The following is a 21,819-nucleotide window of genomic DNA, read 5'->3' on the forward strand; positions in this document are numbered from 1 at the left end:
CACGTATCGTATGCTTTCATTCCCCCAGGACTGTTTCGTGGCGCCCACTGCGCTCGAAAAGCGGGCTCAATCTTGGCCGGCGCGCCAGAGCACAACGCGATTTCGGCCGCGATCCTTTGCCATGTAGAGGGCCTTGTCGGCCTCTCCGACCACGGTCTTCCAGCTCTCTCGCGTGCGGTCGAGCGCCGCTTCATGGGCGATCCCGGCGCTGATCGTCACGAAACCCTCATCGGATTCGCAGTGCTCGAAACCCAGATCCAGAACACTCGCGCAGATTCGCTCGGTGATGATCGCGGCACCGGTGGGCAGGCATTCCGGGAACAGCAGCAGGAACTCCTCGCCTCCGTAGCGGTAGATGCGGTCGGACTTTCGCAGCAATTCGGTGAGGCGATCGGATAGCTTGCGCAAGAGTTCGTCGCCGGCCTGGTGGCCGTAGTGATCGTTGTACTGTTTGAAGTAATCGATGTCGAACAGCGCGACCGAATAGGGGCGATGGAATCGCATGGCGATTGCGTGAACGTTGTCGAGTTCGAGTTCCATCGCTCGGCGGTTTCCAAGTCCCGTCAGGCCGTCTTCGAGGGCAAGGCTCTTGAAGCGCTCGTTCATGATTGCGAGTTCTTCGTTTCGGCTCTCGAGTTCGACGAGCAGTCGGGCGGTTTCGTCCTGGGCTTCTTTGATCCGCAGTGCCGAGCGAACCCTCGCCAGCAGAATTCTCTTCTTGACCGGCTTGGAAACGTAGTCCCACGCCCCAGCCTCGAGGGACGCCAGGATGTGCTCGTCTTCATCGTTCGCGGAGACCATGATGATGGGGATCGACTCGGTTCGAGGATTGCTCTTGAAGCGCCGGCACGTCTCCACGCCGTCGATTCCGGGCATGCCGATGTCCAGCAAGATGACGTCGGGCAAGCGGTGCGCCGCAAGTTCGAGGCTCTCTTCGCCTCGACGTGCTTTCGTGACGTCAAACCCGTCCTTCTCGAGCAACATCGAGATCAGGGCGAGATTGTCCTCACTGTCGTCTACAACCAGAATGTTCGTCAAGTCTGGCTCCTGTGATGCGGGCCCAATGCGGTCGCGCGCGGGGCCACGGCACGGCAATCAGTGGAATCAATCGGCCGATTCAGCTTGTGACTGCACGAGTTTTCCAGTCCACGACGTTGAGCTTCTGGATCGAGGGATACTCCGGACGCCCAGGATCGGGCAAAACCATGAGCAGCGCGGGAAAAGCCCGGTCCTTTCGCGGTACCCTGGCGTGAGATTTGCGAGCATGGGTCAACGCCGGAGGATCGTCTTTGAAGGACCAAAAGCTCAAAGTTCTGCTGCATTTCAACCCGGATTTCGTCGACGAACGGCGCGCTGATTTTCCCGAAGTCGAATTCATCACCGTGCCGCGAACCGGAGAGATCCCCGCTGGTGTCGAGGGCGAAGTGCTGCTCACACTGGCATGGGGCACGGAGAATCTCGCCGAGGTCGTGAAGCGCGGTGTTCGTTGGATTCACACCATCGGCACCGGTGTCGATCGGTTTCCGATCGACGCCATCGGCGACTGCGTATTGACCTGCGCCCGGGGCGCGAGTGCAATCCCCGTTGCGGAGTGGACCCTTGCGATGATGTTGGCCTTTGAAAAGCAGCTTCCCAAAAGTTGGATCAAAAAAGAGCCGGAGCACTGGAACATTGCCCAGCTCGGGGGACTGCACGGAAAGACCCTCGGGCTGGTGGGGCTGGGATCGATCGGCGAAGCGATTGCCACCCGTGCTCAGGCGTTTGGCATGGGGGTGATCGCCTGTCGCCGCAGCGCCCAACCGAGTGGGGTGTCCGATGTGGAAGTGGTGTCGGATTTGGCCGAACTGCTGCCACAGGCCGATCATCTCGTGATTGCGGCTGCGGCCACGGCGGAGACGCGACACTTGATCGACGCAAAAGCTCTGGCCCAGGTCAAACCGGGTGTCCACCTCGTCAACATCGCTCGGGGTTCGATCATCGATCAAGCTGCGCTCGAGGTCGCCCTCGATGATGGCCGGGTCGCGTGCGCTTCTCTCGATGTCTGCGAGCCCGAGCCCCTGCCCGAAGGACACTGGCTGTATCGACATCCGCAGGTCAACTTGAGCTCCCACATCTCCTGGTCGATGCCGGGATCCATGGCGATGATTCGCGAGACGTTCTATCGCAATTTGCGCCGCTTTCTCGACGGTGAAGAGTTGGAAGCGCAAGTCGACCGCTCGCGGGGCTATTGAAACACGAACAGAAGAATGAGAGCAGGTGAAAAGGAGAATGACGATGAGTGAATCCGAAGAGCGAGTCCTCAGCGGCGAGGTCTGGGACGATTTTTGCGAAGCGTTGAAGGAAGCGGGCCGACTCGTACAGAGTGCGGGCGCTCCCGATGATGCCTTCAACAAGGCCGAGGGTTATCGCTACCTGAGCCGCATGCTTCGCTCCGGACTCGAAAGTTTTCTCGAACACGGCGACCCCGCTTTTCCGGAGCTTCGCTGCCCCTGCCACACGACGATCAAGATGGGCGCGGACAACCCGGACAACTACTACCAGAGCACGTCACTCGACCCCGGGTACGACTACCGCATTACGGGCACGCGAGGCACGGTCGACTATCTGGGCTTCGGCACGGTAATCAACCGCTACAGCACAGGCGGCGGCATGAAGACAACGGGTTATCTCGACTCGAGCGAATTGGAAATAGACGCAGACGGTCGTCTCGAAATCATCGTCAGCCAGAAAGAGCACCCAGGCAACTGGCTTCCGATGGGGCCCGAGAGCAATTCACTGAATGTGCGCCAGACCTTTCAGGATCGCGTCAACGAGAAGCGCGCGGAAATCACGATCGAGCGGATCGGCGCCGATCAGGAGCGCCCGGCTCCACTCACTCCCGAAAAGTTGGATCGCGGTCTCACCGGCGCGGCGAGGTTTCTTCGCGTCACGACCCAGATGTTCGAAAACTGGTCCGAGAGCTTCGTTCCGACCATGAACGAGCTGCCTCCCGCCGATCAAGACTATTGCCAGGCGATCGGTGGCGATCCCAACATCTTTTACTTCCACAGCGCCTGGAAACTGGCGGACGACGAAGTCCTGGTGATCGACGCCGAAAAAATCCCCGAGTGTCAGACTTGGAATTTTCAGCTCGACAACTGGTGGATGGAGTCCCTCGACTATCGCTATCACACGATCCATATCAACAAACACACCGCCAGCTACCGGCCCGATGGTTCTGTGCGCCTGATCATCTCCCACACGGACCCGGGGCTGCCGAACTGGATTGAAACGGCGGGCCACAATCTGGGCACGATGTGCTGGCGCTGGATCGGCGCGACGGATCACCCATTGGTGACGACCAAGGTGATGAAGCTCAGCGAATTGAGCTGAATTCGTACAGCGCAAGCTTTCGCACTGCATCGAGATCCAACAACAGTTCAAATTGCGCGCTCGTGGCGAGTAGCCCGAAGCCGAGGACCGTGGCCAGCAGGGCTGCGATCGAAACGCGTCGCCAACTGTGCGTCGTCGCGCCGCTGACGGGTTCAAACGTGCGCACAACGGTCTCGTTGTCGCGACATTCGAAGACCTGGTGTTCCCACAACCAGCCGGCGAGTTGCTGCCGAAGATCCGTGGGGGAGGGCTGACCGAGTTCGCGTTCGAGTCGGCGCCGGATGAGTGCAGCGCTTGCGATTCGCTGTCGAGGTTTCGCTCTGAGACAACCCCGGACGATCTTTCGCAGATAGCGGGGCACGCCACTCACGTGAGTGCTGAGCCGGGGATAGCGTTCTTTGCCCATCCTCTTGAGCAAGCCTTCGGTTTGAGACTTCGTTGAATCGGGTTCCGGGTAGGGAAGCCGATTCGACAACAGCTCGTAGAGCACAACGCCCAGGGAAAACAGATCGCAACGCGCATCGACGCGTTCCCCCAGCATTTGCTCGGGGGGCATATAGGGCGGTGAGCCGAGCATGACCCCGGGTTGCGTGAGCCCCGCCCCCCGGGCATCGAGGGCCAGGCCGAAGTCTGCAATCTTTACCTCGCCCCGTCGCCCCACAATGATGTTCTGGGGTTTGAGGTCGCGGTGCACGGTGCCCTGGTCGTGGACCGCTTCGAGTCCCCGAACGATTTCGAGGGCGATCATCGCTGCGATGCGGGAAGGCAAAGGGCCACAGCACTTCAACACGCTGGCGAGATCGGCTCCGTCGACATACTCCTGGGCGATGTACTCGTTGCCGCGCCAGACAAATCGATCGTATACCGTGACCACATTGGGGTGATGGATGGCGGCCGCGGTTCGCGCTTCGCGGCGGAACCGTTCGGCCATTTCCAGGTTCTCCCGGAGTTCCGGGCGGATGCGCTTCAATACGGCTGGACGATCCAGGGAGACCTGCCGGGCGAGCAACACCACCCCCATGCCGCCGCTGCCCAATTCGTCTTCGACCAAATAGTTGCCGAGGGTTTTGCCGACCAGCGTAACCATTGCCGCAATTCTCCTCGCCGCGCCCTGGAAAGTCGACGCTCGTCAGGTCGCCAGTCGCGCAGAGCTAATCCTTGATCCAATGCGTCTTGCCCGACTTCGCAATGGGCTCGAGGACAAAGCGGAGCATTGCGTTGCCGACTTCGATCGAGTCTCCGTGCTTGAGATCGGCGACCAGGACTTCGGCGCCGTTCACCCTCATGCCGTTGGTGCTCGCCAGATCCCGCACGCGAAATCCGTCGGTCTGCAATTCGAATGCAACGTGTTCTTTAGACATCGCGTCGTCGGAAATGCAGAAATCGGCTTTCGGGCTGCGTCCCACAATGGCCTGCTCGCGCTCGATCACAAATTCTTCGCCCGCAGCGGGCCCCTTTTCGATGATGAGAGACACGCAATTCCTCGCAAAGAAGTCATCGGTGGCGGAATGATCATCGGGTTTTTTTATTCGTACGGTGTGACCGTCCTTCATCAGGTTTGCTCCCAAAAACGCAATTCTTGAGAAATCTATCGGTCCATCGTTCGTGTACTCTTGTGATCTACATCACTCAGTACGTCGGTTTGCGACACAGCCGCCGACTGAACCTGATGTATTGTTCGCGACCACCGTGGGACATCGAAGCGAGGAACTCAGGTTGCACAAGACAAGCGTCACTCTCTGGTTGGGGATCGTATTGGGACTGCTGGTCGGCGCGCCGGTGCAGAGTCAGCAACGTGCAATGCCGCCCGGTCATCCCGTCGTCGATCAGACGAAGTCCAATGCGAGGAGCGCGCATTCCTTTGGCGAACGGAGCATCACGGGAACCGTGATCGAAACCATGGATGCGTCGAGTTACACCTACGTGCACGTCGATGCGGGAAGTCGGTCGGTCTGGGCGGCGGCGCCGCAGTTTCCGGTAAAGGTCGGCGACCGGGTGTCGATCCCCACCGGGAGCCCCATGCAGAACTATCGAAGCGATTCCCTGGGGCGAACATTTCCACTGGTCTATTTTGCCGGCAAGATTCGCGTCGCGGCGGCCGGAACCCGGGCCGAACTCGCAACGGATCGCTCCGCACCTCATCCGAGTCCGTCCCGCGTCTCGCGTGCATCAGCACTGTCGTTCGAAGGGATCGTCAAGCCCGACGGCGGTCGCACGATTGGCGAAGTCTTTGACGGAGGAAAGGGGCTTGCGGGGAGTGAAGTTGCGATTCGCGGCCGCGTCGTCAAGTACTCGCCGAGAATCATGGGGACCAACTGGATCCATCTCCAAGATGGGACCGAGGGAAGAGATGGCGACAACGATCTGGTGATCACGACCGACGATGTCGCTTCGGTCGGCGATCTCGTGTTGGTGCGCGGTGTCGTCCGTGCCGACCGGGACTTCGGCTACGGATATTTCTACGAACTCATCGTCGAAGGGGCGAAGGTCACCGCAGAGTAGGCCGCTTCGGATCAGTTGTTTGCGGCTCCCTCGATCACCCAATCGATCAGCACGCCGTACATGCCCTCGACCGTCGACTTCGCTGTGGGGTCGTCGACGCCCTTGGCCTCGAAGCTCCCGGTCCATTCGATCCGACAACCACTCCCATACTCGGATATGGTGACGGAGGCGTTGTAGTTCTGGACCGGCAGGGGATTGCCTTCGGTAATGGTGTACGAGACCTTGCGCGCGAGATCGTCACGCTCGAGCAACTTCTCTCGGACCGGCGAGCCGTCCGGGGTTGGGTAGATGTTGCGAACCATTCCGACTCCGTCGCCTTCGACCTCGGTCTTCGCGATGCCCTTCATCCAGCTCGTATTGCCAAAATCCGCGAGCAGATCGTAGACGTCATCGGCGGACGATTCAGAACTCTTGCTCACCGTTACTTCGATCATGGCGGACTCCTTCGACTGACATGACAGGTCGCATTCCGGGTCGGAAAAACTAATCGAGCATTTCGCTCGCAATCAACTCTTCGAGGTAGCTCGTGTCCCACCAACTGATCTGCAGCTGTTTGGCGCGTCGGAAGTATAGCTGGATGTCATACTCGACCGTAAAGCCTACCCCGCCGAAGACCTGCTCGGCCATCGCGGTGAGATCTCGGTAGGTCTGGCAGGCAAACATCTTCGCCATCGGAGCCAGACGCGCGATCGGTTTGCCCGCGCCGCTCGCCCAGGCCGCTTCGTACATGAGCGTACGAGCGCCGGCGAGGTTGGTCGACGCATCGGCGAGATAGTGGGAGATTGCCTGGAAGGCCGCGATCGGCTTGCCGAACTGCTCTCGTTGCTGGGCGAATTCAACCGTGAGTTCGAGGGCCCGGCCGGACCCGCCAACCGCGAGTGCCGCGAGCAGGATGACGCCTTCGTACATGGTGGCGTTGAAAGAAGCCCAGTTGCCCACAATGTCGCCCTGCGAAACCTCGACGCCGTCGAAGTCCACCCGGTACTGGGTGTCGGAAGACAAACTCTTGAGCTGGATGAGGCTCACTCCCTTTGCACTGGGATCGACGAGAAAGATCGAAACATCTTCTTCGGCGTCGCCCGTGCGAGCCAGTACCAACAGGCGGTCGGCTTCACTGGCAAAGTGGACGTGCAGTTTGGTGCCGCTGATCGTGAATCCACCACCGCTCGCCTGGGCTCGCACCTGAACGCCCTTGGGACCGAAGCCGTTGTGAGGTTCGAGCCATGCCGGAGTGAGGATCGAGTCGCCGCTGGCAATCTTGGGCAGCCATTCGGATTTCTGGTCTTCACTTCCGCTGGCCAGCAGAATCTTGGCTGAGAGAATTGCGCTGTGGAAGTGGGGGCTCGGGCAAAGACGGCTGCCCAACTCTTCGTAGGTGATCGCGGCTTCCATCATGCCCATATCCGAGCCACCGTACTGTTCGGGAATGATGATGCCCGTGAGACCCAGCTCTGCAAATTGCTTCCACAGATCGTCGGGGTAACCCTTGGGATCGTCTTCCATGGCGCGCACGACCGCGGGGCTCGCGAGTTCGTCACACACACCGCGCACGGTTTCGCGCAGCATGTCTTGCTCTTCGGTGAAATCGAGATTCATATCGTCGTCCTCTTACGGCGGGGCTCTGCGCACTTCAGACGTGCTTGCAGAGAGTATAAGCTGTTGATTGTCAGGGCATGGCCCTTAGGGTTTCCAGCGCTCTCCCTTGCGCTTCCAGGGGTTGTCGTTTTCGTCGGCCGGGAGTGCCACACGCACCGTGCAATCCGTCACAGTCTTTTCATCGACCGATAGATTGATCTCGAGGGTTGCCCAGTGACAGCCGGTGTCGTCCGTTTCAATTTCGCGCACTGTGCCGCGAAAGACCATGGTGTCGTTGGGATACACAGAGTCCTTCATGCGAAACTGCATTTTGCCGAGTCGTGCTCGCGGTCCCGTCCAATCGCTTACATACCGCTCGAACCAGGTCGATTGGTTGGGCGTATTGAGAAAGATGTCCTTGGTACCACTGTGGTTGATGGCGAAGTCCCTGTCGTGGTGCATCGGGCGCGTGTCGCGAGTCGCCAGCGCGCCGAGAATGACGGTCGTGGCCGTTACGTCGTACGAGAAGTCGGGCAGGGCGTCGCCGCTCTTGACCTGGCTGGCGGTGAGGCTTGCAAGGGCGGCGCTCATGCTGCGTTCCTCCGGTAGCCAAACCCCGTGTAGGATTCGGTTCCGACGTATTCGTCGTTCTGGTTGGTGTAGACGACGTCGATCAGCCAGAAGCGACCGGTCCCCAGTTTAGTCGTCTTCGGGTCACTCAGGGTGCGGAGAATTTGAGCAGTGCGCAGCCGGTCGCCGGGGCGCACGGGCTCGCCAAACGTCACCGTGTAGTCGGACATGATCGCTTCCGGGAGTTCGAGGACTTCCTTCAAATCAAAGTGGATCTGCAAGGGCAGCGCCTGTTTGGTGCGGCCCGGGGCCCAGTGGTGGGGGCGAAACCAGGTCGAGATCATGGTGGGCGGTGCGATCGGGCCATCGGTCAGTTCATTCGCGACCTTCTCGTCCCAAAAAAGCGGATTGCCCATTTCGACCGAAGCGCACGCGGTCCAGATATAACCTTGCTCGACCGGAAACTCGCTTACTTCCCGGTAGCGCTCCTCACCGATCCAGTCCCTTACCTCGGCCGGAATTTCCGGCAGTGCGTCACTCATGCTGTCGCGCTCCTGTTCGTTGCTGCCCGCTCGTTGCCGCGCAAGGGAAATTGCACGGCACTACTCAATCGCCCCTTCGGCCGCGAGCTTTGCAATTTCTCCTGCGTCGTAGCCGGCCGCGGTCAATAACTCCGACGCGTCGCTGCACCCAGCGGGCCGAACCTGGTGGGTGGGCTGGTCGCGAATTCCACCCGCGAGGATCGGACCCACCTGGCGAAACTCGCCGTGTTCAACGTGAATGGCCTGCATGAAGATCTTGCGGGCTGCATGGTGAGGATCATCGACTACTTCGGGAATCGTGAGCACGGGTGCCACGCAGGTGTCGTTGGGCGCGAGGGCTTCGGTCCACTCGTCTCGCGTGCGGGTCAGGAAGGCCTGCTTGAACGCCTCGCGAATCTCGTCCTGCATTGCGTCGTCCAGCTGGGACTTCGCGTACTGCGATAGCTCCAGCGCGTTACACAGATTTACGTAGAACTTGGGTTCGATCGCGCCGACCGAGACCCACTTGCCGTCCTTTGTGGGGTAGACGTCGTAGAACGCGTAGCGCCCGGTCAGGAGAACCTGGCGCGGTCCCGCGACCTGGCCCGTCGCGAGATACTGATCGATTGCCAGCGCCATCAGGGAAAGCACACCTTCGGTTGCGGAAACGTCGAGATACGTGCCTTTGCCGTTGTTACCGTCATGGCCGCGCTTCACCAATGCGGCCATGATCGACATGGCGGCGTGCATGCCCCCCCCCGCACTGTCGGCGACGGTCGCCCCCGGAATGGGGGGCCCGCCGTCTTCACGCGGTTCCGTGCAGGCGAGGAAACCCGACATGGCCAGGTAATTGATGTCGTGCCCCGCCCAGCTCGAAGCGGGCCCGTCCTGGCCGTAGCCCGTAGTCGAGCAGTAGACGATGCGTTCGTTGCGCGCGGATACCTCCGCGTAGCCGATCCCGAGGCGGTCGACGACGCCCGGACGAAAACTCTCGATCATCACGTCTGCATGTTCCACCAGGCGCAAAAATCCCTCGCGCCCCGCGTCCGACTTCATATCGATCGCGATGTGCTTGAGACCACGCCCCGCGCCATAGGTGTGAAAGGGAGGTTGAATCTGCACGGCGCCCTGCTTTGCGATCGGCCCGACCTGAACCACGCTGGCGCCGTAATCTGCGAGGGTCCGCGCCGCCCGGGCAGCGGGGCCCACGCTCGCGAGATTGAGCACGGTGATGGCATCCAGCAAGGGGGTCGTGGACATGGGCGCCTCGGCGTCAAAACCGGTGATTGAGCCTTCGGAGAAGGCGTTTAATATATACGAGACGATGCGTCTTGTAAATGCCCGGAGCCTTTCGGCTGCGCAGGCTAGCTGGCGGCCTACCAGCCGAGCGCGTCCGCGACCCGGTCGAGTTCCGCGGGATCGGAGGTGGTGGGGACGAGGCTCAGTTCATCCGCGCCTGTGTCTTCTACGCGCCGCACCCAGTCCTTGAGGGCCTGGGCAGAGTCGCAGCTCACGCTCTCGGCCAGCTTTTGGGCCACGTCAGGTTCAAAGAAATTCAAATACCGATTGAGATAGCGATCCAGTTGTCCCCGGGCGTCGCTCCCCAGGGCAAACCAGAAGCTGGTGACCAGCCGCGGCTGGCTTTCTCTCCCCGACTCTTTCCAGTACTTGCGCGCAAGCGCAAAGCTGTTGTCGATCTCTTTTATAGACGGACCGAAACTGAAACCCGCGAGCCCATCGGCCCAGCGTGAAACATGTTTGATGGCCGGCTCGGAGAGCGAAGCCGCCAAGATCTCCGGGCCGCCCGGCTGAAGCGGAGCGGGTTCGACGGGTCGCAGCGGCCCTTCGACCACGATCTCTCCCGCCCACACGCGCTTCATCGTGGCGATCTGTTGTTCGAGTTGCGACAGCCTGCGTTTGCTGAACGTCGCCCCGAGGGCCTGGTAGTCCTCTTCACGCGCCCCGGCCCCCACCCCAAGGCACAGGCGCCCGCCCGAGATCACGTCAATGGTGGCGAGCTCCTTCGCCCGGTTGACCGCGTTGTGCATCGGCATGATGAGCACGTAGGACATGATGCGCACGCGGTTGGTCACCGCCGCCGCCACGCTGAGGGTCACCATGGCGGCGAGATTGGGAAAGTTGATCCGCTCGCCCACGGCGAGACTCGAATAGGGGCCCTTGTCGATTCCCACGCACCAGGCCAGCAGGGTTTCGCGGTCCAACCCCGGGACCATCACGGGCACATTCATGCCGATATCCATTGAGAATCTCCGTCGGTCGACCCGTGCGTTCGGCTGTCCGCACCCTTGATCGGTTACACCAGATTGGTTGTGGATTCACCTGCGGAGTTATTGCATTCATTGCGCGATTTCCCCGTATCCATCTCGACAGGCAGGGCGACTCAATGATCGCGGCAACTGTGCCTCGCTCAAACTCAGCCTGTGCAGGACGAGCGAAGAGCGAAAGCGGCTGGAGCACCGAGACGTTTCTGCAGAGATCGTGGCAGAGGTGTACCCAGCAGGAAGCCGGGGGGGCGGTCCAAGGCGGATCGCCCCTTTGCTCGTGGGGGCGTCATCGTGTCCCTCCAGTTCCTAAATCGAGTCCCACTCCCGTCCCGCCCTCGCCGCTCCAACCGGCTGCTAGAGTTTTTCGCGCGTTCCAAACACAAGCTTCTAGGAAAACTGGATCATGAAGATCGGCGTCGCAATCCACGCCACCGACAAATCGATCAGCCCGGTCGACCTCGCCCGCGAAGCGGAGGCCCGAGGCTTCTACTCTCTCTACATCCCCGAACACACCCACATTCCCACCAGTCGGCGCACGCCGGCACCGACGGGAGAGGATGAACTCGGCGAAGAATACGCGCGCAGCCCCGATCCCTACATCTCGCTGGCCGCGGCCGCGAGCGTGACCGAGACCATTCGTCTCGGCACCGGAATCAGCCTGCCCGCCCAACACGACCCAATCACACTTGCAAAAGAGATCGCAACCCTCGATCTGGTTTCGAACGGACGGCTGGTGTTCGGGATCGGGTTTGGTTGGAATCGGGAAGAGATGGAGCACCATGGCGTTGTCTATGCGACGCGACGTGCGCAGGTGCGCGAACACATGCTCGCTATGCAGCAGCTTTGGGCCAACGAGGTTGCGGAGTACCACGGTGAGTTCGTGCATTTTGATGCGAGTTGGCAGTGGCCCAAGCCCGTACAGAAGCCGCGGCCCCGTACTCTGATCGGTGGGGGCGCTGGCCCCAAGCTCTTTGATCACATCGCCGAGTACGCTGACGGTTGGCTGCCGATTGGCGGCGCGGGCTTACGGGAATCGTTGCCGCGCCTGCGAGCGGCTCTCGAAGCCCGCGATCGCGATCCCTCGACCCTCCACATCGTGCCTTTTGGCGTTCAACCGGACACTGCCAAGCTCGACTACTACGCTGAACTCGGTGTTACGGAGGCGGTACTGCGCCTGCCGTCCGCGCCGCGTGACGCGGTGCTGCCAGTACTCGACGATTTTGCTCGCTATCTTTCGCGCTGAATCACTGAATTGGAGAGATCCATGGATCGCGAGTCGTCGCTTGCCATCACCAAGCGATTGATCGAACACGTCGTGGCCGATACCACGGATCTGGCCGACGCCCCGATGGTCGAGCCCGCCGAAATCTTTCTCGATCGCGATCGCTGGGAGCGGGAACGCGAACAGTTCTTCTTCGATACTCCACAAGTGATCGGATTTGCCGGGGAGGTGGCCGCGCCGGGTTCATTCATGACCGCCGAGGTGATGGGCGTTCCCGTTGTCGTGGTGCGAGACGAGGACAACACCTTGCGGGCCTTTCTGAATGTTTGCTCCCACCGGGGTGCCCGGGTCGCAACGGGTTGTGGCAAGCGGAAGCGGTTGGTTTGTGGCTTTCACGGCTGGAGCTACGAGCTGAACGGGAAGCTCGCTGGACGCGGTCGAGCCGAGGCCTTCGAACCCGAAGCGTCGAACCCCAGCTTGCAGCCGCTACCCGTGAGCGACCGCGCGGGCTTGATCGTGGTCGGCGTGCGGCCCGGGATGGGGCCGCTGCGGGTCGAACACGCCCTCGACGACATTGCGTCCGCGCTCCTGGGTCATGGACTCGAGCAGATGACGTTGGTGGGGAGTGAACGGTTCGAAGTTGCGGCCAACTGGAAGCTGGTGGTCAATCTGAGCCATGAGGGGTACCACTTTTCGACACTTCACCGGGACAGCCTTGCGCCGCTGATGACTGGCCACGGTGTTGTCGACGAGTTTGGCATTCACACCCGCTGGGCGTTTCCCTTGCGCGGCATCGAGAGCTTGCGCGACAAGGACGAAGCCGACTGGCCAGATTTTCCTCGCGCTGCCGTGAATCACACGTTGTTTCCCGGCACGGTGGTTGTCGCCAACGAGGGCAATGCACAGATGATTCGCGTCGAGCCGGGAGAACACCCCGGCAGCTCTGTGGTCTACTTCTCTTCTGTTTCGGAAGTCTTGGGTTCGGAAGTTTCAGGGGACGCGGAAGAAAACGAAATCTCAGAAGCTGCTCTCGCGATCTACGAGTTCGGTCGCAATATCTTCGCAACCGAAGATCTTCCCATTTCCGAGGAGTGCCAGCGGGGGATCGAAGCTAGTGGGCGCCCCGTCATAATCGGACGCAACGAACCCGTGGTGCAGATGTGGCAGCGCCGCTGGTCGGAAGAACTGGAATAGCTGCGGACGTTGGCTGCGAAAGTGGTTGACGCGCGTTAGGCTCTGTTCGGCGCCCCACAGAACCGGGAATGCGAATGACCGAATTCGATATCGATGCGTTGAAAGATGAATTGAAGGCCGGGCTCGAAGCCAACGCGGGCGAAGATGGCTTGAAAGAAATGGACGTGGACGACCTGATGGACGCCATGTCACATCCCAAGGCTGCGGATATCGTGAAGGCGTTGATCGAGCTCGAGCCCGACACGATTCAGTCCGGAGAGCTCGCACCAGACTTCACCTTGCCCTGGCTATCCGGACAAGGTCCAGACGGAAGCTCTTCGGTAACGCTCTCGGACTATTTCGATTCGCGTCCCGTTGCGCTGATCTTCGGCAGCTACACCTGACCTCCTTTTCGGGCCCAGGCTGGGACCCTCAACGAGATCTACCGCGAGTTCTCGAATCAGGTCGAGTTCTTTGTCGTCTACATCAAAGAGATTCACCCAACGGACGGTTGGCAAGTCAAAGAAAACGAGCAGGACGCAATACTCTTTCGCACCCATGAATCGCTGGCAGAGCGCGTGGCAGTGGGCCGGTCGTGCATGATCAAGTTGGCCCTCGAAATGCCCGCACTGGTCGACGAAATGGACGATGCGGTCGCCACGATCTACGGCGCCATGCCCGAACGCCTCTACCTGATCAGTCGAGACGGCAACGTCGCGTACAAGAGCGGTATGGGCCCCATGTTCTTCAAGCCCCGGGAATGGCAGGAAGCGATTCGGTCCTACCTGGCTGAAGAGCGCTAGTCGCGCTCGCATCCCATGTGGTTGTTTCTATTTGTCGTACTTCCCCTCGCGGTCGTGTTCGGGAGCGTGGCGCTGGTCTACACGGCGCAGACAATTCCAAAGCGCTTTCGAGGTCGATGCTACGACGACGTCGTGCAGATTCCGGCCAATCGAGTTGGACTGGTGCTCGGCTGCGCCCGCAATCTGCGCAGCGGTCGGCCCAACCTCTACTTCACCAAGCGCATCGAGGCCGCGGCCGCGCTGTTTCGCGCGGGCAAGGTCGAACGATTGCTCGCGAGTGGAGCGAGTCGTGGGGCAGACATCAACGAAGTGACCAGTATGAAACAAGCCTTGATCGAGGCGGGAGTGCCCGCCGACTGCATCGTCTGCGATCACCACGGGTACCGGACCATCGACAGCGTGTTGCGCGCTCAACTCGTTTATGGCCAGGACCGTCTGACGATCATCTCGCAGCCGTTTCACAACCAGCGCGCCCTCTACCTGGCCGAGCATCGCGGCATCGACGCAGTTGGTTTCAATGCTGCGGATGTGCTTCCACCCCGAGGACGAAAAGTGCGATTCCGAGAATTCTTTGCGCGCATGCGCGTCGTGATCGACATCCACATCAACCACACTCAACCCAGGGTGCTAGGAAAACGCGAACCGCTTTGATCCCCGCGAATCGATAGCACGCTACCGATAGAGAAACGCGTCGGGAGTTTCTCTCGGCTTTCGCCAGCGCGGAAACGCGGCGATCCCGGCGCTTGAAAAATCGCCGCGCACCACCAGATCAAAGGGCAGCAGCGAATCGCGTCCGCGCACCATTCCAAAGCGCTCGCGCGCGCTCCGGAACACGTAGTTGGATTGGGCGGTTGCGCGCAGATCGATTTCTTCGGTCAGGCCGAGTCGCGCGCGTTCGATGAACAGCTCGCGACGGGGGTCTGGAGCGAGGTCGGAGTCGGGATCCACTCGGAAGTTGCGGCGCGCGGTGTCGTCCAGAATTGCAACCAGTCGAGCCAGCCGCGCCTGAGAAATTTTCTGCCGCACTTTGTTTGGCGGATCATCTTCGTCGCCAGACTCGGCGAGAAACTCGAACTCGAGGTAGCGACCGCCAATAAAGCTCACTCCTCTCGGATGGAGTTCTCCGTTGGCGTTGTCTCCGTCGATCAGTTCACTGCGGATACCGAGCGCCCGAGGCCCCGACACCTGCGGATTCTCGATCAAGAACCCCCGGGTCATGCGAATGCTCTGGGCCGTGGCATTGTCCCGTTGCTCCCGCGCCGCGACCCCCGCGCGATGGCCCGCCTCAGATTCCGGGAACTCTCGCACCGCTTGACGAAGGGTCGAGCCCCTGCGATCCCGCCGTTTACTCCTGCGTGCAATCTCGATCTGTTGTTCTGCGGCCTTCTCTACGAGTTCGCTGCGTTCTTCGGGATCGAAGCGCGGAAAATAATCCGCCATGCGAAGTGCGGCGTTCCAGTTTTTACGCTTCGACTCATAGTCGAATAGCCAGCGCGAGAGTTCGTCTTTGTAGTAACCCTCGGGTTCGCGATCGAGGTAGCGATACGCCGTGATCGCCACAGGTCGATCGAAATCGGGTTTTTCGCTGATTGGCGAGAAGATCAATCGAACAGGCGCGAAGAGCACGGTGTTGACTAGCAGGGGGAGGTCGAGCAACCAGGCGAAGGGTTGGGGCAATCTCCGGTAACGCGGGCCCTGGGCGAACGGACCGAAGATGCGCCAAAGCACCTCGTTCTTGCGCTGAATGCGCTTTACCCGTTCGAATCTTCCGTAGGGGTTCTGTGCGGAATCTCGAACCAGTGTACGGGCGTGACGCGCCATTGAATGTTGGCCGGGGTCTCGGCCCGCGAGATCGCGCAATCGATCCCAGCTCGCCACCTCGTCTCCGCGTTCGGCCAGCGCGGTGGCGGCGACGTAGACGCCCACGTCCGCATATTCATCGATGCGCGATAGCGATAGCCCATGGCTGCCAAGATCCGAACCCGCGAGCAGCAGCCCGGTAGCATGAGTCGCGTCCTCGAGGCTCAAGCGGTCGAACGCCACTTCCTGACTGCGAATCCTCTCACTGCGTTCGTGTTCAATCGCGAGTCTCGCCCGATCGGCGAGCTTGGCTGCTTTCTTGTTTTCCGGGTCAGTCTCCAGCGCGCTCTCGGCCAGCCATTTGGCGGCGCGCTTGTTGTCGTTCTTCATGGCGAGATTGGAACGGAAGACGATCTTCTTTGCCTGCTCGCGGTTGAGTTTGCGTCGAGCCTTTTCGATTTGACGCGCAACCTCCGGAGCTTCTTCCGAGTCGGGAAAGTGCGCCAGGAATCGTTCGCGGTGAACCAGTGCCTGACGCCACTGCAACGGGAAGGCGTCGCGTTCGTTGAGCCCTGCCAGGTAGTTCGCCACGCTGTTGGCGAGGTAGTAGGGCGTGAGGAGGCCTCCGCTCAAAAGAGACTGGCTCAGCGGTTCTGCGACCGCGTTGTAGGTATCGGCCCAAAGCGATTCGAACGAATCCCGGATCCGCCGTCGAGCCAGGCGCAGGGAGTCGTCGGCCACACATTCTTCGAGTCGGCTGTCGAGCCGCGGGTCGTCGTGAACGCCGCTCTTCTTGATCTCTCGCATGAGCGCCATACAAGCGGCGCGGTATTCCACGGGGTCGTCGAGGGTCGAGTTGCGCAAGTCGACACTCATCGGGATGCGGCGCGCGAGCTTGCGTTCGGGCTCGAGTCCGTCTTCCGCGAGTTTCCGCAGCCTTGCGAGACTGCTCTCTATACCGTTGCGGTCGCTCTGCAGTGCGGCGCGGATCAGGTCGCGGCTGGCGAGATCGCTGTCGCTCGGCTGCAGGGCAGCCATGGGGACCAGGGGCGTGAGGATGTTGTCCTCGACGATTTGTGCGGGGGTTGTGCAAGCGAGCGCGCTCATGCTGGCTGCAAAGCCCAAGGCGAAAAGAACCCGCGCTTTTACGGCTCGTCTACTTACAGTTCGTCTACTGGGCAAAGCGATCGCGATCCACGCGGAGGGTAAAGGCCAAGAATGCTTCGAGTCGCCGCGTCGCCTCGAGCTTCTCACTGGTTCCATCCTGGGCGGCGACCGTGCGGTATAGACCCACGGCGGCGTCCACCAGTTCCTGAAATTTGGGTGGGTCAAAGTGCAAACTCTCGGGTGGCACGGCTTGTACGTACTCCCGTGAAATCGTGGCGTAGAGATCCGCGAGTTCGAGCATGTGCTGGCGTCGGTTTTGACTTGCGCCGTGACGCGTGAGCAGCTTCTGGAGTTCTGCCACGGAGCGAATCGAACCGTCGGGGATCACGTGTCGCAGGGCCAGGAAGTAGTGGCTGCGGATCACGTCCGCGCGCTCGATCTCCTGTCGAATTACGGCTCGGTAGTGGGAGTTGGGTTGGTGGGAAGTATCGAGTCCCGCCAAGATGTTGAGCAGTTCGGCGATGCGCCGGTCGAGCTGGACCACGACTTCGTCGGTATCCATGCTCAACGGCACCACAACGGCTGCGACCGGGTCCGGGAGATCGATGCCAATTTGGTTCGCCGCGTAAATGGCTTCGCATATGTTTGCACTGCGCAGCGCTTCGTCGCGCAGTTCCCGGTCCTTGCGCGCGGCTTCGCGATACAAACGAGCGGCGAGGTCGAAGCCCCGCAAACGCTCGAGACTGCGCGCCTTAGAAAAATCGATCACCGCATCCATGTAGCCACTGCGCAGTTCGTCGCTGTGAATTCGCTCGATGTTCTCGAGGCGGAGCAACGTCGAGCGATAGACATTCCGGCCGGTGAAGTCGCGACCGGGAGGGAAGCGGTACGTGTCGTCGGGAACGTGTCGTCGCAGCACGGCGACAATTTCGGTGAGGCTCTCCGCCGGGTCGTAGATCGCAGCGGCTCTACGCTTGGTATATGGCGTGCACCCGGTGAGGAATAATCCCAGGACTAATCCCAGGACTACTCCAAGGACCACGCCCCGGATCGGGAGTGCAACCAAATTTTGATCTGCGAGGCGCAATACGGGGTCCTTCTCCCAAAGACCTGAAGCATCGAGCCGCCTGCGCTGCGGTCAGCGGGCGGTGCGCTTGCTACTCGACGCGGTTCTAGGTTTCGCGCCGGATTTGGTTTTGGCCTTGGTTTTCTTTTTGCGCTTGCTCGAATTGCGATCGCGCTGGGCAGATTTTGCAGCCTTGGGCTGAACCAGGAGATTCAGCATCTTTTCGGTTGCAATCACCGCAGCGTTCAGCTGATCGGTATCGACACCACTGGTGGTGAACACGCCCGCGTTGTTGCGGCCCGCTGCCTGGTTCCAGGTGATGATGGTTTCGACAATGGCGCCGGTCTTGCCGCCCGGCGGAATGCGCACGCGAAAGTCTTCGAGTGCCGGGACTTCGAGTTCAAAGCTCTTCACGGCTTTCTTGATCGCATTCATGAAAGCGTCGTAGCCGCCGTCTCCGGTCGCGGTCGCCTTCTCGATTCGGCCGTGAAAGCTCACAGCTACATCGGCTTCGGGGATTTCGTCGCTGCTGATCGAAACCTGGAAACGTTCGACGCGCACCAGTTGTTCGCCGGTGGATTTGAGCACATCGTTGATGATGTAGGGCAGGTCTTCCATCGAGACCGTGTGCTTGCGATCGCCGAGTTCGATCACCCGCTTGAGCACCAGGTTGCGGTTGGCGCTGCTCAGTTGAACCCCCAGCGCTTCGAGGTTGTGATCCAGCGAAGCTTTGCCCGAGAGCTTTCCGAGCGCGTAACGTCGCGCGCGCCCAAAACGACCCGGCGCGAGTCTGGTGCCGTAAAGGTCGCCCTTGGCGTCGCCGTCCGCGTGAATGCCCGCGGTCTGGGTGAATACATCGCGCCCCACGATCGGAGTGTTGGCCGAGATGTCTTTGCCTGTATAAGTCGCCACGATCTGTGAGACACCGGCCAGCCGAGATTCGACGACGCCAGTTTCAAGCGACGTGTGGTCGTGAATGGCGGCCACCACTTCGGCCAGGCTCGTGTTGCCCGAACGCTCTCCCATGCCGTTTACGCTGGTATGAACTCCCCGCGCTCCGGCGCGCAGGGCCACTAGGCAATTCGCCACCGCGAGTCCGTAGTCGTTGTGGCCGTGGAATTCGAAGTCGACCTCGGGCCAGGTAGAGACCATCAGGTCGACGTAGCGGGCGGTGTCGTCCGGCGCAAAAATGCCGAGGGTGTCGGGCAGATACACTCGAGCGACGCGCAACTCGCGAAGCAAATTCACCAGGGCAAAAACGTAGTCAAACGAATCTTTGACTCCATGTGACCAGTCTTCGAGGTAGACGTTTACGGTCATGCGCTTGCGGCGGGCATAGCGGATCGTTTTCTCGATCTGAGCGCGATGCTCTTCGGGGGTCATGCGCAGCTGCACACGGCAGTGTCGCTCGCTGCCCTTGGTCAGCAGGTTGATCACCTTGCCCCCCGCACTCGCGATCCAATCGACGGAAGTTGCACCGTCGCAGTAGCCCAGCATCTCGATCCGCTGGATCACCCGGTTCTTGCGCGCCCAATTACAGATCAGCGTGGCGGATTCGTACTCGCCGTCGGAAACCCGGGTCGACGCGACTTCAATGCGGTCGACCTCGACCTCGAGCAAGAGCCGCCTCGCGATCAGCAGCTTTTCTTCGGGGGTATACGAGACGTTTGGGGTTTGTTCCCCGTCGCGCAACGTGGTGTCCATCACCGCGATGTACCGCGGTTCCTGGAATTCGCTGGCTCGATTGCTGCTGCCGTCTTTGTTCAAACCGGTGCTCATGATGCGTTCCCGAGGCGGCTAGCCCCTTCAGGCCCGCCGCCCCGTCCCGGCATCAGACTGAGCCGGGTTTGGGATGGGGGCAGGACCTTCTCCGAATTGCGATCGCCGCGCGCGCAATCCCCTGTGCGGCGGCTATCGACTCGATCCAAATGAAGGTGGTTCTCGTGCTCATGGAGTGCGAGGTTACCCATGCGCTCCGGGCCTGTCGACCTCGCGCGCGGGCTGGACGAGTATCACGAGCGAGAAATCATGGCTTTTAAACGGGCTGCCGGGGGGCCAGATTGGGAATGGATCAGGGCCGCGAAAGGCTCGAAAGAGTGCCCGACACGAGGGCCGGGACCCGGCTCGACCAGTTCCTGGCCGAGTGTCTCGAGGTTTCGCGCGGCGAGGCTCGCCGTCTGCTCGAGGCCGGCAAGGTCAGTCTCGACGGGCGCATAGCATCCGTCCGGGACAAGGGGCGGGCGCTGCAGGCGGGGGCCGAGGTGGGGGTGGTCGATTTCCGACCTCCGGATCGACAGCGGATCGAACCCGATACGGCAGCGGACCCGGATGCAGCCATTCGCGGAATTCTGGCCCGGGGCGAAGGTTGGCTCGCGGTGGACAAATGCCCGGGTTTCCCCGTCCACCCGCTGCGGGAGCACGAAACAGGAACCGTGCTCAATTGCGTTGCGTCGCTTCACCCGGAGCTTCAGGGCATAGGCGAAGGGGGGCTGCGCAGCGGTGTCGTCCATCGGCTCGATGTCGAGACGTCTGGGATCTTGTTGGTCGCCACCGAGCAGGCCGCTTGGAATCGCTTGCGGCGGGGGTTTCACGAACACCGGGTAGACAAGGTCTACCGCGCCATCGTGGCAGGAAATCTACGCGAGTCGTTGGAGCAAGAGGTGGGTCTTGTGGTTGCCCAGCATCGTCCCGCGCGGGTGCGAGTCGTCGACCAACCGGACGGGTCCAAGTCCGGAGGCGTTCGCGCGGCGGTGCAGCGGGTGCGCCCGCTCGAGCAATTCGAAGGTGCATGCCTGGTTGAGGTCCGGCCCCGAACGGGGTTCCTGCATCAAATTCGGTCGACCCTGGCCCACCTGGGTCATCCGGTGCTCGGCGATCGAACCTACGGTGGGGATCGAGAACATCCCTGGATCTCGCGGCATATGTTGCATGCCGCGGAGCTTCGCTTCGAGGAGATCGAAGTCAGCAGCCCCGATCCAGCGGATTTCGCAGAGGTGGTCGCGCGACTGCGGCACTGATGCGGAGCACTAGCGGCCGCGCATAACGCTGAAGCCACTATACTGGCGACGCCATGGAGATCCGGACACTCGAGAAATCGGAACGCGACCGTGTGCTCGGCCTGCTCGACCAGTGGGAACTGCAAGACGGCTGGCGCGGCCGCAACTACTTCCGCCGCCATATGGACTATGACCCGGGCTACCGGGATCAGAACATCTGGGTGGCCGCGGAGGGCGAAGAACTGCTCGCCTGTGTGCAGATCTACCCCCGCCGCGTTCGCGTGCTCGGCCATGGGATTCCGACCGGCGGCCTGGGGACGCTCTTTACGGCCCCGGAACACCGGGGCAAGCGCCTGGCGAGCATGCTGATCGAAGCGGCGGTGAATGCAATGATCGAGCAGGGGATGGAGATCTCTCTGCTCCACGCCCAGAACCAGGACATCTTTTTAGCTCGTGGCTGGCACAGTTGGACGAGTGACCGAAGCATCTTGCGCAGGACGGGCAGCGGGTCGGTCGCGTCAGATCCCAAGTCCACGGATTCAATCCCGCCGAGTCGCGAGGTCAAGTTCGCCCCGTTTGATCACGCTCGCGATCTGGCGGCGGTAAAGGTCATTCATTCCGCCTACTCGGCTTCACGCAGTGGCACCGTGGTGCGCGATGACGAGCAGTGGGATGCGAGTCTCTGCCTGGCCGGGAACCCGATGGAAGAGTTTCTGGTGGCGAGACAAAACGGCGCGGTGGTCGCCTATGCGCGCTGCACCCTGCTCGGGGGTGTCCTCACTTTGACGGAACTCGGACGCCTCGAAGATGCGTCCCTTGCACTCGCC

At 61.1% G+C, this 21,819-nt stretch carries 22 protein-coding genes; 10 read left to right on the forward strand and 12 right to left on the reverse strand.

The window, feature by feature from the left end; all coding sequences use genetic code 11:
* Nucleotides 1-66 precede the first annotated feature (66 nt).
* Nucleotides 67-1,038 carry a diguanylate cyclase gene (locus IH881_10445; GenBank protein ID MCH7868103.1) on the reverse strand — a complete coding sequence of 324 codons (972 nt, stop codon included), beginning with the start codon at nucleotides 1,036-1,038 and terminating at the stop codon, nucleotides 67-69.
* 251 nt (nucleotides 1,039-1,289) lie between these two features.
* On the opposite strand from IH881_10445, the gene IH881_10450 reads away from it, so the two are divergent.
* Together IH881_10450 and IH881_10455 are read left to right on the forward strand one after the other, a co-directional pair.
* A complete protein-coding gene (locus IH881_10450; protein ID MCH7868104.1) occupies nucleotides 1,290-2,231 on the forward strand; it encodes a dihydrofolate reductase in 942 nt (313 codons plus the stop codon).
* Nucleotides 2,232-2,268: 37 nt separating this feature from the next.
* Entirely contained in the window at nucleotides 2,269-3,372 is a 1,104-nt protein-coding gene (locus IH881_10455; GenBank protein ID MCH7868105.1) for a DUF1214 domain-containing protein, read from the forward strand.
* Here the strand turns inward: IH881_10455 and IH881_10460 are convergent.
* Nucleotides 3,356-4,459: a serine/threonine protein kinase gene (locus tag IH881_10460; protein MCH7868106.1), complete on the reverse strand. Its 1,104-nt coding sequence runs from the start codon at nucleotides 4,457-4,459 to the stop codon at nucleotides 3,356-3,358. The two genes, IH881_10455 and IH881_10460, sit on opposite strands and share 17 nt — an antisense overlap.
* Before the next feature lie 64 nt (nucleotides 4,460-4,523).
* Nucleotides 4,524-4,925 (reverse strand): FHA domain-containing protein, encoded by a 402-nt coding sequence (locus IH881_10465; protein MCH7868107.1) that lies wholly within the window; start codon nucleotides 4,923-4,925, stop codon nucleotides 4,524-4,526.
* Between the two features lie 163 nt (nucleotides 4,926-5,088).
* On the opposite strand from IH881_10465, the gene IH881_10470 reads away from it, so the two are divergent.
* The gene (locus IH881_10470; protein MCH7868108.1) at nucleotides 5,089-5,874 is read left to right on the forward strand and encodes a hypothetical protein; all 786 of its coding nucleotides are present in this window, start codon (nucleotides 5,089-5,091) and stop codon (nucleotides 5,872-5,874) included.
* A gap of 11 nt (nucleotides 5,875-5,885) precedes the next feature.
* Here the strand turns inward: IH881_10470 and IH881_10475 are convergent, their stop codons facing one another.
* From IH881_10475 to IH881_10500, 6 genes are all read right to left on the reverse strand, one after another.
* Nucleotides 5,886-6,308 carry an SRPBCC family protein gene (locus IH881_10475; GenBank protein ID MCH7868109.1) on the reverse strand — a complete coding sequence of 141 codons (423 nt, stop codon included), beginning with the start codon at nucleotides 6,306-6,308 and terminating at the stop codon, nucleotides 5,886-5,888.
* Nucleotides 6,309-6,357: 49 nt separating this feature from the next.
* Entirely contained in the window at nucleotides 6,358-7,470 is a 1,113-nt protein-coding gene (locus tag IH881_10480) for an acyl-CoA/acyl-ACP dehydrogenase (protein ID MCH7868110.1), read from the reverse strand.
* Between the two features lie 84 nt (nucleotides 7,471-7,554).
* A complete protein-coding gene (locus IH881_10485) occupies nucleotides 7,555-8,040 on the reverse strand; it encodes a hypothetical protein (protein ID MCH7868111.1) in 486 nt (161 codons plus the stop codon).
* Nucleotides 8,037-8,561 (reverse strand): MaoC family dehydratase N-terminal domain-containing protein, encoded by a 525-nt coding sequence (locus tag IH881_10490; protein MCH7868112.1) that lies wholly within the window; start codon nucleotides 8,559-8,561, stop codon nucleotides 8,037-8,039. Before IH881_10490 ends, IH881_10485 begins: the two co-directional genes overlap by 4 nt.
* A 60-nt stretch (nucleotides 8,562-8,621) precedes the next feature.
* Complete coding sequence (locus tag IH881_10495; protein ID MCH7868113.1) at nucleotides 8,622-9,800, reverse strand: CoA transferase; 1,179 nt, start codon at nucleotides 9,798-9,800, stop codon at nucleotides 8,622-8,624.
* 116 nt (nucleotides 9,801-9,916) lie between these two features.
* Nucleotides 9,917-10,801 (reverse strand): LLM class flavin-dependent oxidoreductase, encoded by an 885-nt coding sequence (locus IH881_10500; protein ID MCH7868114.1) that lies wholly within the window; start codon nucleotides 10,799-10,801, stop codon nucleotides 9,917-9,919.
* A gap of 427 nt (nucleotides 10,802-11,228) precedes the next feature.
* Between IH881_10500 and IH881_10505 the strand changes: the two genes are divergently transcribed.
* The 5 genes from IH881_10505 (at nucleotide 11,229) to IH881_10525 (ending at nucleotide 14,674) form a co-directional block, all read left to right on the forward strand.
* On the forward strand, nucleotides 11,229-12,068 hold the full coding sequence (locus tag IH881_10505) for an LLM class F420-dependent oxidoreductase (GenBank protein ID MCH7868115.1): 840 nt from the start codon (nucleotides 11,229-11,231) through the stop codon (nucleotides 12,066-12,068).
* A 21-nt stretch (nucleotides 12,069-12,089) separates the two neighbouring features.
* Entirely contained in the window at nucleotides 12,090-13,241 is a 1,152-nt protein-coding gene (locus IH881_10510) for an aromatic ring-hydroxylating dioxygenase subunit alpha (GenBank protein MCH7868116.1), read from the forward strand.
* Nucleotides 13,242-13,315: 74 nt separating this feature from the next.
* Nucleotides 13,316-13,624, forward strand: coding sequence for a hypothetical protein (locus IH881_10515; protein MCH7868117.1), 309 nt, complete (start codon nucleotides 13,316-13,318; stop codon nucleotides 13,622-13,624).
* A 36-nt stretch (nucleotides 13,625-13,660) separates the two neighbouring features.
* Complete coding sequence (locus IH881_10520) at nucleotides 13,661-14,023, forward strand: deiodinase (GenBank protein ID MCH7868118.1); 363 nt, start codon at nucleotides 13,661-13,663, stop codon at nucleotides 14,021-14,023.
* Nucleotides 14,024-14,038: 15 nt separating this feature from the next.
* Nucleotides 14,039-14,674: a YdcF family protein gene (locus IH881_10525; GenBank protein ID MCH7868119.1), complete on the forward strand. Its 636-nt coding sequence runs from the start codon at nucleotides 14,039-14,041 to the stop codon at nucleotides 14,672-14,674.
* 21 nt (nucleotides 14,675-14,695) lie between these two features.
* Here IH881_10525 and IH881_10530 read toward each other — a convergent pair whose 3' ends face one another.
* From IH881_10530 to IH881_10540, 3 genes are all read right to left on the reverse strand, one after another.
* Nucleotides 14,696-16,930, reverse strand: a complete 2,235-nt coding sequence (locus IH881_10530) for a hypothetical protein (GenBank protein ID MCH7868120.1) — start codon at nucleotides 16,928-16,930, stop codon at nucleotides 14,696-14,698.
* Nucleotides 16,931-16,994: 64 nt separating this feature from the next.
* A complete protein-coding gene (locus tag IH881_10535) occupies nucleotides 16,995-18,017 on the reverse strand; it encodes a hypothetical protein (protein MCH7868121.1) in 1,023 nt (340 codons plus the stop codon).
* A 51-nt stretch (nucleotides 18,018-18,068) separates the two neighbouring features.
* A complete protein-coding gene (locus IH881_10540; GenBank protein ID MCH7868122.1) occupies nucleotides 18,069-19,775 on the reverse strand; it encodes a 2-isopropylmalate synthase in 1,707 nt (568 codons plus the stop codon).
* A 317-nt stretch (nucleotides 19,776-20,092) separates the two neighbouring features.
* On the opposite strand from IH881_10540, the gene IH881_10545 reads away from it, so the two are divergent.
* Together IH881_10545 and IH881_10550 are read left to right on the forward strand one after the other, a co-directional pair.
* Complete coding sequence (locus IH881_10545) at nucleotides 20,093-21,013, forward strand: RluA family pseudouridine synthase (GenBank protein ID MCH7868123.1); 921 nt, start codon at nucleotides 20,093-20,095, stop codon at nucleotides 21,011-21,013.
* Between the two features lie 53 nt (nucleotides 21,014-21,066).
* Nucleotides 21,067-21,819 (forward strand): GNAT family N-acetyltransferase (locus IH881_10550; protein MCH7868124.1); only part of this gene is annotated, 753 nt, incomplete at its 3' end.

Source organism: Myxococcales bacterium (assembly GCA_022563535.1).
Taxonomy (GTDB): domain Bacteria; phylum Myxococcota_A; class UBA9160; order UBA9160; family UBA4427; genus DUBZ01.

Coding starts and splice junctions, on each gene's coding strand:
- IH881_10540 (MCH7868122.1), bottom strand. CDS start 19,775: ATGAGCACCGGTTTGAACAAAGACGGCAGCAGCAATCGAGCCAGCGAA.
- IH881_10525 (MCH7868119.1), top strand. CDS start 14,039: ATGTGGTTGTTTCTATTTGTCGTACTTCCCCTCGCGGTCGTGTTCGGG.
- IH881_10475 (MCH7868109.1), bottom strand. CDS start 6,308: ATGATCGAAGTAACGGTGAGCAAGAGTTCTGAATCGTCCGCCGATGAC.
- IH881_10500 (MCH7868114.1), bottom strand. CDS start 10,801: ATGGATATCGGCATGAATGTGCCCGTGATGGTCCCGGGGTTGGACCGC.
- IH881_10455 (MCH7868105.1), top strand. CDS start 2,269: ATGACGATGAGTGAATCCGAAGAGCGAGTCCTCAGCGGCGAGGTCTGG.
- IH881_10510 (MCH7868116.1), top strand. CDS start 12,090: ATGGATCGCGAGTCGTCGCTTGCCATCACCAAGCGATTGATCGAACAC.
- IH881_10505 (MCH7868115.1), top strand. CDS start 11,229: ATGAAGATCGGCGTCGCAATCCACGCCACCGACAAATCGATCAGCCCG.
- IH881_10490 (MCH7868112.1), bottom strand. CDS start 8,561: ATGAGTGACGCACTGCCGGAAATTCCGGCCGAGGTAAGGGACTGGATC.
- IH881_10515 (MCH7868117.1), top strand. CDS start 13,316: ATGACCGAATTCGATATCGATGCGTTGAAAGATGAATTGAAGGCCGGG.
- IH881_10480 (MCH7868110.1), bottom strand. CDS start 7,470: ATGAATCTCGATTTCACCGAAGAGCAAGACATGCTGCGCGAAACCGTG.
- IH881_10465 (MCH7868107.1), bottom strand. CDS start 4,925: ATGAAGGACGGTCACACCGTACGAATAAAAAAACCCGATGATCATTCC.
- IH881_10495 (MCH7868113.1), bottom strand. CDS start 9,800: ATGTCCACGACCCCCTTGCTGGATGCCATCACCGTGCTCAATCTCGCG.
- IH881_10530 (MCH7868120.1), bottom strand. CDS start 16,930: ATGAGCGCGCTCGCTTGCACAACCCCCGCACAAATCGTCGAGGACAAC.
- IH881_10485 (MCH7868111.1), bottom strand. CDS start 8,040: ATGAGCGCCGCCCTTGCAAGCCTCACCGCCAGCCAGGTCAAGAGCGGC.
- IH881_10460 (MCH7868106.1), bottom strand. CDS start 4,459: ATGGTTACGCTGGTCGGCAAAACCCTCGGCAACTATTTGGTCGAAGAC.